Source organism: Pedobacter sp. ISL-64, assembly GCF_018613605.1.
Lineage (GTDB): Bacteria > Bacteroidota > Bacteroidia > Sphingobacteriales > Sphingobacteriaceae > Pedobacter.
On sequence record NZ_JAGGPU010000010.1, the window covers coordinates 274,894 to 287,878 of the forward strand.

A 12,985-nucleotide genomic window follows, 5' to 3' on the forward strand; every position below is an offset into this window, starting at 1 on the left:
ATTATTGAATGGAAGAATTGGCTCATTCAGTAAAAATAACTACGGCTAATATCAATACTTTACACTAATTAGCAAAGGTAGGCTCATTACATGTTCCATCAACTATTACCTACATTACTTAATAAATTCTATACATTTACGTCAACTTAATATGAATGATGAGCAAAGTATTAAATCGGCCTATCCGCGTTTTAGTAGCTAAAGTTGGATTAGATGGCCACGACAGAGGGGCCAAAGTAATCGCAACTTCCTTACGGGATGCAGGCATGGAAGTAATTTATACCGGCTTACGCCAAACACCAGAAATGGTGGTGAACACCGCGCTTCAGGAGGATGTTGATGCCATTGGGATTTCCATCCTATCGGGCGCACACATGACGGTTTTTCCAAAGATTATTCATTTTATGAAAGAAAAACAGTTAGATGATGTGTTATTAACCGGTGGAGGGATTATTCCGGAAGCTGATCGGTTAAAACTGGCAGATATGGGTGTTGGGGAGCTATTTCCTCCGGGTACAACAATGGCAAGTATTGTAGAATATATTCAGAATTGGGTTACAGAAAACAGAAATTTTTAAGCTATGGCATACCAGAATTTAATCTCAGAGATAAAAGAAAACATTTTATACGTTACCATCAACCGTGAAAAAGCGCTGAATGCTTTAAATAAAGATACTTTGACTGAACTGGCGGATGTAATTGCTTTCGCAGGCAAAACAGATGAAGTAAGGGGTGTTATTTTAACCGGAGCAGGTGAAAAGGCTTTTGTTGCGGGAGCTGACATTAAAGAGTTTTCTGATTATAGTGGTAAACAGGGAGAAGATTTAGCAAAACGTGGTCATGATCTGGTTTTTAATGCCATTGAAAATTCTTCAAAGCCATTTATTGCAGCAATTAATGGATTTGCTTTGGGAGGTGGGCTGGAACTCGCCATGGCCTGCCACATACGCATCGCATCAGATCATGCAAAATTAGGTTTGCCTGAAGTTACTTTAGGATTAATTCCCGGTTATGGCGGTACCCAGCGCCTTACACAATTGGTTGGAAAAGGTAAAGCAATAGAAATGATTACGACCGCAAATATGATTACCGCTTTGGATGCAGAAAAAATAGGTCTTGTAAATTATGTTGTTCCACAGTCTGATCTAATTAGCAAGGCTGAAGAGCTGCTAAATGTTATTAAGCAACGTGCACCGCTGGCTGTTTCGGCTGCAATAAAATCTGTAATTGCAGCTGTAAATAACAGCAATGGCTACGCTACCGAAATTGAAGAATTTGGCAAATGTTTCGAAACTGCCGATTTTAAAGAAGGCGTAACTGCATTTGTTGAAAAGAGAAAAGCAAATTTTTCTGGAAAGTAGCAATGCTCGTGTAGTATTAATTTGATGTATGGTGTAACGAAAGTGTTGCAAAAATTTTTCAATGCAATTTTTTTTGAGTAATTATGTTAATTAATTATTAACCCTAATGTGCTTACCACTACGTATGGGTTTTTATAATAACAACGCTACTCATGAAAAAGATACTCATTGTTGACGATGAAATTAGCATCGGCTTATTACTCTGCAAGTTTTTAACTAAAAATGGATTTGAAGTTTCGAATGTAACAACAGGTAGAGCGGTTTTACAAATTCTTGAAAAGGAGAGATTCGATTTAGTATTATGCGATTATCGTTTGGATGATACAGATGGGAAAGAGATTTTAATCCACATTAAGGAAAACTATCCAGCAACCGGTGTGATTATTATTACAGGTTATTCGGATATTAAGCTTGCCGTAGAATTGATAAAACTAGGGGCTTACGATTATATAGTGAAACCGCTTTACCCGGATGAAATTTTAAATACCATAAATAAAGCCCTTGAAACGCAAGAGCCCTTAAAATCACCCAAAAATTTTGAACACGCTGGTCGTAATGTTATTTCCGATTTTCTAAATGGCCCGGTGTATATAAATGGGGAGAGTGATGCATCGGCACTTTTACTGAAACAAGTCCAACTCATAGCACGAACAGGGTACACGGTCATTTTAACGGGGCAAAGTGGAACAGGGAAAGAATGTGTTGCTAAAACCATTCACCAAAATAGTTCGCGTGGCAAAGAACCTTTCATCGCCATGGATTGTGGTTCTTTAACAAAAGAATTAGCCGCCAGTGAGTTTTTTGGACATGAGAAAGGGGCGTTTACCGGAGCAGCCTTCACTAAAATCGGTCACTTTGAGCAGGCTAATGGAGGTACATTATTTCTTGATGAGATCGGTAATTTATCCTATGAGATTCAGGCAACTTTACTCAGGGCAGTTCAAGAACGGAAAATAAAGCGGATTGGAAGTACGAAGGAGATTGATCTGGATGTGCGGCTTATTGTAGCTACAAATGAAAATTTAGTAGAAGGGATTCAAAAGGGTATATTCAGGGAAGATTTATATCACCGTTTTAATGAATTTTCTATACATGTTCCATCATTGAAACACCGGGGTAATGATATCCTTATCTTTGCTGAACGTTTTCTGGCCGCAGTAAACAAAGAATTGAACAAAAAGATTAAAGGCTTTTCTGATGAAGCGATGAGATGTTTATTAGCATACAATTGGCCAGGTAATGTACGTGAGCTGAAGAATGTTGTCAGGCGGATTGCTTTATTAACCGATGATGATTGGATAGAAACTCATGTTTTACCATTGGAGCTTCGAATGACTGATTATCCTAAGACACAGCACGGAAAAAAAGCGCTTCCTTTGTCCCTAAAATTAAATGATGATAAGTCACTCAATTTGCGAAATACTGCTAAAGAAGCTGAATATACTGCTATTTTAGAAGTGCTAAAAGCGGTTAATTTCAACAAAACCAAGGCAGCAAAAATATTAAATATCGACAGAAAAACACTTTACAATAAAATCAAATTTATTGAGGTTGATGATGAGATATAAATTTTAAATCTAGAAAAACAAAATCAGCCATTTTAGCATTTAAAGAATACCCTTATTATCTAAATATGTCAGTATTCTCTTATAAACAACGCAATAACATTAACCTGGTCATTATTATTGCGCTTGGGGTGTTAATTGCGTATTCTTTGCAAAGTATTTTTAGTGCTATTTTAAGTACTTTGGTGCTTTACACGATAATGCGGCCGGCGTTTATCCATTTGGCAGAAAATAAGGGCTGGAATAAAAGAGTAACGGCTATTTTCCTTATCACTATCAGTATCATACTCATTGTAATGCCTTTTTATGCATTAAGTAGTATGGTTATCAGTAAAATTTCGGAATTGAAAAACAATGAAGTGTTTTTCAGGAATCTGCTGGTTAAATTACAGCATCTTATTCCGGTTAAAATTAATCAGGATCTTATTCAGGAAGGATTAAACCGCTTGGGGAATTGGGCCACTCAGCTTTTCCCATCCTTAATCTCGAGTGCAGTAAATATTATATTAAGTTTATTGGTGATGTACTTTTTACTCTACTTTATGTTAATAGAGCGAAGAAAGTTCGAATTTTCATTGATTAAATACGCACCTTTCAGAGAACAGAATGCACTTCGTTTTGGAGATGAAATGCGAAATACAACTTATGCAAATGTATTAGGACAAGGACTGATCTGCCTCGTTCAAGGTTCGCTTTTGAGTCTTTCTTTTTATGTTTTGGGTTATAAAGACCCTGTATTTTGGGGGGTAATTACAACATTTATTTCTTTTGTGCCCGTTTTAGGGCCACCGGTTGTTTTTGTTCCAGCTGCGATTTTGCAGATTGCGAACGGGAATAATTTTGCCGGCTGGGCCATGCTTATTTTTGGTTTTGTAGTCATTATCAATATCGATAATGTGCTCAGGTTTATTATTGCAAAAAAAGTTGGCAATATTCATCCCATAATTACAGTAATTGGCGTAATTATTGGTATCCCTTTATTTGGAATATTGGGCCTTGTTTTTGGCCCGCTACTGTTATCTTATTTTATATTGCTCGTTAAGATTTACGAAACCAGTACGCTTGCATCAGAAAGATTGGAAAGAATTAAAACAAATAATGAGCATACGGAGTTATAAATATAACTTAACAATAAATAATGTAGTAGTTTTATATTGTACATAATTGTTAAACCCTTAAAATACATAAATTATGAATGATAACTCAAAAGTTGTAGTTGCGCTTTTAGCAGGATTAGCTGCTGGTGCGGCTCTAGGAATTTTGTTCGCGCCAGATAAAGGTGATGAAACCCGCGATAAATTAAGCCAATCTCTAAAAGACCTGGGCGATTCTATCAAAGATAAAGCTGCTGATGAAATTAACAACCTTGCCAGCTTAAAGGATAAAGTGGTAAGCTCAATCAAAACGAAATTAAGAAGCGTAGAAGAAGAATACAGTGACGACGTAGAACACGCGTAATAAATAAAATATTGCATAGCCGGGCAACTGCCCGGTTAAATATCAATCTGAATTATGCAGGAAAATAAAGATAAAAGCATTGAAGATCTTGTAGACGATGCCAAGGGTTTTTTAGAGGCCAGGGTTGAGTATACAAGACTTTATCTGGTAGAAAAAGTCTCTAAAGTTTTTGCCGATTTAGTAACCAGTACGGTAGTTATTGTTTGTTTTATATTGGCCTTTTTATTTGGCTCGGTAACTTTGGCGCTTTATCTGTCTGATCTTTTGGGTAGCTATGCCGGAGGCTTTGGTTGCGTTTCCTTGTTCTATATTCTATTGGCACTGGGTGTTTATTTAACTAAAGATAAGTATATCGAAAAGGCAATTATTAATGTAGCCATTAGAAGATACTTTGATAAGCTTGCAGATAAGGAGGAAGATGAAAAGGTATAAAGACATCCGTAACCTAGAAGACCTGCAGGCTAGAAAATTAGAACTTAAGGTTGAGTACACCCTTAAGCAGAATATGCTTAAATCGGATACGAAAGCTTATTTTAAACAATTTACCTTAGGCGCACTGATAAAGCGGTACGCTACGCCAAGTAACCTGTTTAAAGCTGACGAAAAATTAAATATTAGTGGAACCGCCATGTCGTTGCTTTTGCCGATGTTTATGAATAAAACCCTATTTAGAGGTGCTGGTTTTTTAACCAAAGCGGCTGTAGGTCTGGTTTCAGGAAAAATTGGTAAATCGCTTGATGCGGAACATTTGTCGGCAATCTTTAATTCTGTGAAGAGCTGGTTGGGAAAAAAGAAAGAGAAAAAAGAAAAGAAATTTGTAGACTACGGCATCCCGCCTGATAGTGAAACGTATTAGTTCAATGGCTCATTAGCCATTGGTTCATTCGTTAGCGAAGCGCAAAATGATATCATTAAAAAGCCTCAGAATTTAAATCCTGAGGCTTTTTAATGAATTTCGTCACCCTGAATTTATTTCAGGGTCTTCTTGAAAAGATGCTGAAACAAGTTCAGCATGACGGATCTATTTACAAATCTGTTTTAATCTTTAATTCTTTCAATTGCTTCTCGTCAATAGTACTTGGACTATCGATCATTACATCTCTGCCCGAGTTATTTTTAGGGAAAGCAATCACATCACGGATTGAATCCAGACCTGCGAAAATTGAGGTTAAACGATCGAAACCAAAGGCAATACCGCCATGTGGGGGTGCGCCAAACTCGAAAGCATCCATTAAGAAACCAAATTGTTTTTGTGCTTCTTCTGCACTAAAACCTAAATGTTTAAACATTAAAGCCTGTAATGCTCTATCGTGAATACGGATCGAACCGCCACCAACTTCAGTTCCGTTGATTACCATATCGTAAGCATTGGCACGTACGTTTTTAGGATCGGTATCCAATAAGGCAATATCTTCTGGTTTAGGCGAAGTGAAGGGGTGGTGCATGGCATGGTAACGCGCTGTTTCCTCATCCCACTCTAAAAGCGGAAAGTCCAATACCCATAGGGCAGAGAAGGTGTTTTTATCGCGTAAACCTAAGCGGTTGCCCATTTCTAAACGAAGCTCATTTAACTGTTTACGTACTTTATCTGTTGAACCAGCTAAAATCAATAATAAATCGCCTTCTTCTGATTCAAAAACCTCACTCCATTGTTTAAGGTCTTCTTCGTTGAAGAATTTATCTACTGAAGATTTAATAGTCCCATCATCATTGTGGCGGGCATAAATCAAACCTGTAGCACCAATCTGCGGGCGTTTGATAAAATCGGTTAATTCATCTAATTGCTTACGTGTATAGCTTGCAGCACCTTTTGCATTGATACCAACTACCAATTCTGCATTATCGAAAACCGGGAAGCCCTTACCTTTTACCAAATCGTTAAGCTCTACAAACTGCATTGCAAAACGGGTATCAGGTTTATCAGAACCATATAAACGCATCGCATCTGCATATTGCATACGCGGTACTTCCGGTAAGTCGTAATTGCGTACTTCTTTAAATAAAGTACGGATCAGGCCTTCGAAAGTGTTTAATATATCTTCTTGTTCGATGAAAGACATTTCACAATCAATCTGAGTAAATTCAGGCTGACGGTCGGCTCTTAAATCTTCATCTCTAAAACATTTTACAATCTGGAAATAACGGTCGAAACCCGACACCATTAGCAATTGTTTGAAGGTTTGCGGCGATTGAGGCAAAGCATAAAACTCGCCTTCATTCATGCGGCTAGGCACAACGAAATCTCTTGCACCTTCTGGTGTAGATTTAATTAAAACAGGTGTTTCTACTTCGATAAAATCCAAAGCATCCAGATAACGGCGAACCGATTGTGCCATTTTATGGCGCAAAACCAGGTTATTGCGAACCGGATTACGGCGTAAATCTAAATAGCGGTATTTCATGCGCAACTCATCACCACCATCAGTTTCATCATCGATCATGAAAGGGGGTAATTTTGCAGCATTTAAAATTTCTAAAGCAGAAATTTTAATCTCCACATCGCCAGTTGCCATTTTTGGATTTTTATTGCTTCTTTCTACAACAGTACCAATTGCTTTAATTACAAATTCGCGACCTAATGAACGTGCTGCTTCGCAAAGTTCACGATTATCGTCCATGTTAAAAACCAACTGAGTAATGCCATAACGATCGCGGATGTCTATAAAAGTCATACCACCTAAATCTCTTGATTTTTGTACCCAACCACATAGCGTAACACTTTCGCCTAAGTTATTTAGGTTTAATGCACCACAAGTTACTGTTCTTAACATATATTGTAATCTAAATTGAGCGGCAAAAATACCGATTTTGTTTTAAAGTTTAGAGTAGAAGATTTAAGGAAATTTTGTGCCTCCTAATTTGTTGTTTTAGACCACAAATACGCTAAGCACACAAAGAGAAATGATGGACACCCTTAGACCTTCTTAGGTGTCTGTTGTGATGTCGTCCCATCTATCTTCGTAAAACGTAATCCAATTAATTGCCTGATGCCATTCCTGAACAACATCAGGATTAATATTTGGAATTTCTGTATTATCTATTCTGGCTTGTTTTATTGCCCAATGAATTCTGTAAATTAAGTCTGAAGCCTCAAGGATTTCTGGAGTTTTTCTAATTACAGCTCCGTTTATAAATTTTTTGCCTGATTCCATGTATCCGGGAATTAAATTGATCGTTCCAGAAGCTTCTTCAGTAGGTAAACCTAAATCATCGATCTTATTTATCGCCCAGAGCATAACATAAATACATTCAATCCTCCAAGAAATGCTAATGGTCTCTTTTTCACTTAATATATCTTTATTAAAAAATTCTTGCTCTCTTCTAGAAACATGGCCCCATAATTTTTCTGTTTTAAGATGGGCAATAATATCCTGTTTGTCATCACCATTATCAATTGTAGTATTTAAATATGCAAGAATCAATATACGTTTAGCAATATCTGCTGCAGTTCTAATTACAGCTTCATTTTCTTCCTCTATTAGCGGCAAATATTGATTTATCGGGATGTTATTTTCTTTTAAAATTATTTCAGTTTGGTCTTTACGTTGTTGAGCTGTCATTCTTAATGATATGATAATTTAGAAACCTATTGAATTATATCCTAAATTATGCTTTTGATTTTAATCTGCTTAAAGTTTCTTGTGAGATATTTAAATAAGAGGCAACCATTTTGTTCGGCATGCGCATTACCACCCCTGGATTTTGGGCAAGCAGCTGGCGGTAACGCTCGGTGGCATCGAGCGTAATAAACGACATCAAACGATTGGTATTGGTTACATAGGCATACTCCAGGTAATGGCGGTAAAGTTTTTCCCACTGCGGGATGATGGTAAGCAGGTGGTAAAAATCATTTTGCCAGATGTAATACAGTTCGGTATCTTCTATCGCCTGAATAAATTCTTTTGATGTTTGGTTTGTAATAAAACTGACTAAAGCTGTAGCAAACTGGTTTTCGAAAGCAAAATGCCTGGTGGCTTCGGTACCACCTTCAGTTAGGAAAAAAATTCGCAAGCAGCCTTTACCAACAAAGTAAATCCGTTGACTCGTTTCGCCGGGGCTGATCATAATTTCATTTTTCTTTACCTGCATGAACTTGAAAAAAGAGATTACGACCGTCAAATCTTCATCAGTGATCGTAATCTTTTCTCTGATGTAACTGGAAAGCTGTTCGTGCATTTAATTTAGTCTTAACCAAATGTAACAATGTTTAGGCTTTAGAAGTAATCTTTTCGGCCAGTTTCCGTGCATTGGGAATAATGATAAAGGCTGCAAAATAGGCTACAGGTAACATAATACTCCATGCTTTTAAGAATTTGATAAACCAATCTTCGCCAAAACCGTAGTTGCGCATTAAACCTACAAACGCCATAATTAATGTCATAGGGATAACCACGAAAAGCGTGTTGATGTATTTGAAATGTTCTTTTTTCATTTTTGGTCTGTTTAATTTATAATGTTGTAAAGGTGCATCCATTAAAAAACTTAAACTTTGATGTAGGTCAAAAAAGGAAGAAAACGTAAATAACCTTTAGAAGTAATATTTGATCCGAACCCTACCAATTGAGCCATCGAAACGTTACAAATTGTTTAATCTGATCCTTCGAGAGGCTGGCATTGACAGTCCAATAGAAAAATCGTCATCTCGATTGGAGTGCAACGGAATAGAGAGATCTTTGGACTTTTATAAGAATTGAAATTTAAAGATTTTGCTTCGCAGAGCCTTCGGGTTCTCCACTGCGGTCGAAATGACGATCTTCCTATATGAATTATCTCATTAAAAACTTTCAGGCTTTCCTATTGATTTTTGTGAAATGGATCATCTTTTGGGATAACAATTCTATATTTATGGTGCTGCCTATCCATTTTAATATTTCTCTTCCAGCACAATTTCAATAGCGATTACTTTCCACTCACCTTTAATATTTTTCCAATGGTAAATTTCTTCTGTCTGGATAGTTTGTTTTTTAGAAAAAATAAGCAGATTCGGCTTTAAAATGACTGATTTTCGGGCAATTTTTTCGGTAAAAACTTCGTTTTCAAAAGAAGATTTAATGCGGTAATAACTGGTATGTATTTCTTTAATATGGCCAAAATATTTTTTTAAATCGATTGTACAATCGCGTTTATTAAGCGCTATACCTTCTGCAGGAGTATAAGTTAAGCTGTCATCAAAGATGGCAGTATAGGCCATTACATCCTTACTTTCTAAAGCCTGCTCTGCTTTTTTGTGTAATTCGTTTATTGCTGAAATGATTAAATCGGTTTCCATGGCATGAAGTTAATTGTTTGTTTCAGGGATTTCAAATTTATGATGGTCAGGTAGCTGATTTTCCATAAATATCAAAACATGAAACTGCTTGTTTGCTATTGAGTATAATTATTTTTAGGTTTTGGAAATGAAAGCTTAGTGTTTCTAGGTACTGTAGCCCCGCCATTCGCTTTATCCCGATTGAAGGAATCGGGATGCTCGCTGCTGTCGGGTTTAGTTAACAGCGGTTTGTTTTCCAAGCACTGACCTAAGTAAAATAAACCCGATTGTCGGGAAGAGCTTCCGATCCTTCATCGGAACTCGTACCAGAAAGCGGGAATGAAATTGCCAAAAGCTCAGAACCGCTCATTTCCCATTAATAATAAAATGTTTTTCTTTTTAGGAAACGAAAGGGCAGCATTTCATAGTTGCTGTAGCCCCGCCATTCGCTTTATCCCGATTGAAGGAATCGGGATGCTCGCTGCCGTCGGGTTTAGTTAACAGCGGTTTGTTTTCCAAGCACCGGCCTAAGTAAAATAAACCCGATTGTCGGGAAGAGCTTCCGATCCTTCATCGGAACTCGTACCAAAAAGCAGGACTGAAAAAGCCAAAGACTCAGAACGGCTCATTTCCTATTCAATATAAAAACACTTTTTACGGGAATGAAGAAGTCATTTTGTGCTTCGCTCCTGAGCATAACAGTGCATTTAATTCTATCTTAATACTGTATTAACTTATTTCTAAACTTTTTTTCTACCTTGATGCAACGTTTTAAAATCCCTTATGTCTTATAATCAGAATATTCGAAATTTTGGAAGCCGTATACATCGATAAGAACCTAGAGCTAGTAAAAAAATGCATGCAGGGCAGCCGCGCAGCACAGTTTGAATTGTACAAGCTGTATGCAAAGGCCATGTATAATGTGGCGCTGCGCATTTTAAATTACGAAGAAGAGGCAGAAGATGTTTTACAGGAAGCATTTTTAGATGCTTTTACCAGAATTGTCGATTTTAGGCAGGAAACCACTTTCGGACTTTGGTTAAAGCAGATCGTGATCAACAAATCCATCAATTATTTACGTAAACGTAAGATGGAGTTTGTAAGTACCGATGAGCTATCGGAAGTGCCTGATGAGGATAGTTTTGATGACAGTGAAGTACGGTTGCAAGCTGATGAAATTAGGACAGCCATTACCGAATTGCCAGATGGCTATAGAGTAGTATTGAGTTTATACCTTTTAGAGGGTTACGACCATGAGGAAATTGCACACATTTTAAAAATAAGTGAAAATACAAGCCGCACACAGTACATGAGGGCGAAAAAGAAGTTAAAAAGTATTTTAGAACAGAAAGGGATGAGAGATGAATAATAGATTAGAGACCTTTGTAAAGGAGAACCGTAAAGCTTTCGATGTAATGGAGCCATCGGCAGGACTTTGGGCAAAGATTGAACAGGAATTAGACAAAAAAAAGAAAAAAAAGCCAGTAAAGCTGTATTTATGGATGAGTGCAGCAGCAGCTATCGTGGTGGTTTTCGGTTTAGCCTGGTTATACGTAGGAAAATTACAAAACAAAGATTTAGAAATAGCCGACGTTAGTGCTTCATATGCAAAAAAAGAAGTCCACTTCGCAGGTTTAATTACCGAAAAAAGAGATAGTTTGGCCATTTTCGCTTCTGCGAATCCAGAGTTGTATAAAAAATTTACCGCCGATCTGAAAAAGCTTGATGAAGATTACGAAAGATTAAAAGCAGAACTGCCAACCTCGCCCAACCAAACTTTTGTGGTAAAGGCCATGGTTAAAAACCGCGAAATACAACTGCAGTTATTAAAACAACAATTATTAATTATTAACCAGGTTGACGATTACAAAAGGGTTAACCAGATTTAATTTAAGAGAAATTAACGCGATCAAAACCCACTCATTTAGGAGAGGATTCGAGAAGGGAACGCTCACCACATTGAATTGCTTATTGCCGGCCGGCAGGTTTTGAGCTATTAAATGTTTAACAACTAACAACATGAAAACAATAAAAATATTTTTAGCCTTTATGGCTTTAATCGCCGTAAAAACCAATGCGCAAGAAGTTGCGGTAAATAGTCCATCAGAGAAGGTAATTGTCGAAAGTGCAGCGAAATCTTCAACATTGGCGATGGTAGTAAATCAGGTAAAACACAATCAAACAGGAAGTGATGCCGAACGTTCAAAATCTTTTAGCAAGAGTTTCAATGTAGATAATAACGACAAAATTAATTTAAACAACCAATACGGAGCGATCACCATTAAAACCTGGGATAAAAAAGAAGTACGCGTTGATGTAGATATTAAGGCTTACAGCAGTTCGGACAATGATGCGCAAAAACTGATTGATGGAATAAGTATTGATGCGAATAAAAACGGTGATGTAGTTACTTTCAGAACGAATATGGGCGATAGAAACGGACGTTATGGCCGTGGGATGAAAAATGGAGTAACCACCTGGCGGAGGGAAGTGAAAGTAAATTACGTGGTGTATATGCCAGCAGTAAACCCATTAACGGTTTCACAAGAATATGGCAACGTAGAATTGGGTAATTTTTCTGGTCCAACTTCTTTAAAGGTAGAATATGGCAATCTGGTTGCTGGCAATTTAAGCAACGTAAATAACTACATCAATGTTCAATATGGTAAATGCGATATCCAGGATCTAAATGCTGCAGTGGTAAAACATGAATACAATGGTCCTGTAACCATTGGCGCTGTGGGCACTTTACAGCTTGATGCCGAGTATGTTGCTGTAAACATCAATACCATCAGGAGATCAGCCGATATTAAGGTAGAATATGGTAAAGGTTTAACCATCGGCACTATTGGCGGCAACCTGCTTTTAAATGCAGAATATGCCAAAGTAAACATCAACACGGTTAAAGGTAATACGGTTGTTAAACAAGCTTATGGCGATTTAAATATTGCATCAGCTGGTAAAATTGCAGTAAATGCAGAATATTCTAACGTTACCTTGGGTGCGTTAAATGGTGATGCAAACATCAACATGGATTACAACCGCCTTAGCGTAAACGAAATTACTCCAGCTTGTAAAAACTTCACCTTTGGTGGCGAATATGTAAGCGTTGGATTGGGCTTTGCCGACCGTTATAATGCTAATTTTAATGTTTCTACTTCATATGCAGGCTTCAAATATGGTTCAAACGTAACATCAAGTTTGGTAAGTAAAGATGATGAGACTAAAAAATATACAGGCAAGATTGGTAGCGGTGGTGCTGCAAACGTATCCATTAAAACAGAATATGGTTCCGTTACCTTTAAATAAGATTTTCTAAACCAAACAAATCTTGAAGTCCTGCCATATTGGTA

15 protein-coding genes are annotated in these 12,985 nt (G+C 37.2%); 10 read left to right on the top strand and 5 right to left on the bottom strand.

Translation table 11 applies throughout. From position 1 onward, the window contains the following. Positions 1–155 precede the first annotated feature (155 nt). The 7 genes from J7E57_RS15330 (at position 156) to J7E57_RS15360 (ending at position 5,240) form a co-directional block, all read left to right on the top strand. Positions 156–578 carry a cobalamin B12-binding domain-containing protein gene (locus J7E57_RS15330; protein ID WP_244215883.1) on the top strand — a complete coding sequence of 141 codons (423 nt, stop codon included), beginning with the start codon at positions 156–158 and terminating at the stop codon, positions 576–578. A 3-nt stretch (positions 579–581) separates the two neighbouring features. Further along, positions 582–1,361, top strand: a complete 780-nt coding sequence (locus J7E57_RS15335) for an enoyl-CoA hydratase/isomerase family protein (protein ID WP_215165613.1) — start codon at positions 582–584, stop codon at positions 1,359–1,361. A 152-nt stretch (positions 1,362–1,513) separates the two neighbouring features. Then, positions 1,514–2,929, top strand: coding sequence for a sigma-54-dependent transcriptional regulator (locus J7E57_RS15340; RefSeq protein ID WP_215165627.1), 1,416 nt, complete (start codon positions 1,514–1,516; stop codon positions 2,927–2,929). 65 nt (positions 2,930–2,994) lie between these two features. Further along, positions 2,995–4,044, top strand: a complete 1,050-nt coding sequence (locus J7E57_RS15345; RefSeq protein ID WP_215165632.1) for an AI-2E family transporter — start codon at positions 2,995–2,997, stop codon at positions 4,042–4,044. Between the two features lie 73 nt (positions 4,045–4,117). After that, complete coding sequence (locus J7E57_RS15350; protein ID WP_025142262.1) at positions 4,118–4,384, top strand: YtxH domain-containing protein; 267 nt, start codon at positions 4,118–4,120, stop codon at positions 4,382–4,384. Positions 4,385–4,438: 54 nt separating this feature from the next. Continuing rightward, the gene (locus tag J7E57_RS15355) at positions 4,439–4,816 is read left to right on the top strand and encodes a phage holin family protein (protein WP_215165634.1); all 378 of its coding nucleotides are present in this window, start codon (positions 4,439–4,441) and stop codon (positions 4,814–4,816) included. Beyond that, complete coding sequence (locus J7E57_RS15360) at positions 4,803–5,240, top strand: hypothetical protein (RefSeq protein ID WP_215165636.1); 438 nt, start codon at positions 4,803–4,805, stop codon at positions 5,238–5,240. The genes J7E57_RS15355 and J7E57_RS15360 overlap by 14 nt, the downstream gene beginning before the upstream one ends. A 169-nt stretch (positions 5,241–5,409) precedes the next feature. On the opposite strand, the gene aspS is transcribed toward J7E57_RS15360, so the two are convergent. From aspS to J7E57_RS15385, 5 genes are all read right to left on the bottom strand, one after another. After that, positions 5,410–7,155 carry an aspartate--tRNA ligase gene (aspS, locus tag J7E57_RS15365; protein ID WP_215165638.1) on the bottom strand — a complete coding sequence of 582 codons (1,746 nt, stop codon included), beginning with the start codon at positions 7,153–7,155 and terminating at the stop codon, positions 5,410–5,412. A 153-nt stretch (positions 7,156–7,308) separates the two neighbouring features. Continuing rightward, entirely contained in the window at positions 7,309–7,944 is a 636-nt protein-coding gene (locus J7E57_RS15370) for a DUF4272 domain-containing protein (RefSeq protein ID WP_215165640.1), read from the bottom strand. A 46-nt stretch (positions 7,945–7,990) separates the two neighbouring features. After that, positions 7,991–8,560, bottom strand: a complete 570-nt coding sequence (locus J7E57_RS15375) for a Crp/Fnr family transcriptional regulator (protein WP_215165642.1) — start codon at positions 8,558–8,560, stop codon at positions 7,991–7,993. Between the two features lie 31 nt (positions 8,561–8,591). Beyond that, complete coding sequence (locus J7E57_RS15380; RefSeq protein ID WP_057930794.1) at positions 8,592–8,816, bottom strand: DUF2798 domain-containing protein; 225 nt, start codon at positions 8,814–8,816, stop codon at positions 8,592–8,594. A gap of 432 nt (positions 8,817–9,248) precedes the next feature. Continuing rightward, positions 9,249–9,653 (bottom strand): hypothetical protein, encoded by a 405-nt coding sequence (locus tag J7E57_RS15385; RefSeq protein WP_215165644.1) that lies wholly within the window; start codon positions 9,651–9,653, stop codon positions 9,249–9,251. 838 nt (positions 9,654–10,491) lie between these two features. On the opposite strand from J7E57_RS15385, the gene J7E57_RS15390 reads away from it, so the two are divergent. From J7E57_RS15390 to J7E57_RS15400, 3 genes are all read left to right on the top strand, one after another. After that, positions 10,492–11,001 carry an RNA polymerase sigma factor gene (locus J7E57_RS15390; protein ID WP_051691810.1) on the top strand — a complete coding sequence of 170 codons (510 nt, stop codon included), beginning with the start codon at positions 10,492–10,494 and terminating at the stop codon, positions 10,999–11,001. Next, on the top strand, positions 10,994–11,521 hold the full coding sequence (locus J7E57_RS15395; protein ID WP_251029931.1) for a hypothetical protein: 528 nt from the start codon (positions 10,994–10,996) through the stop codon (positions 11,519–11,521). Before J7E57_RS15390 ends, J7E57_RS15395 begins: the two co-directional genes overlap by 8 nt. 130 nt (positions 11,522–11,651) lie before the next feature. Continuing rightward, positions 11,652–12,941, top strand: coding sequence for a hypothetical protein (locus tag J7E57_RS15400; protein ID WP_251029932.1), 1,290 nt, complete (start codon positions 11,652–11,654; stop codon positions 12,939–12,941). Positions 12,942–12,985 lie beyond the last annotated feature (44 nt).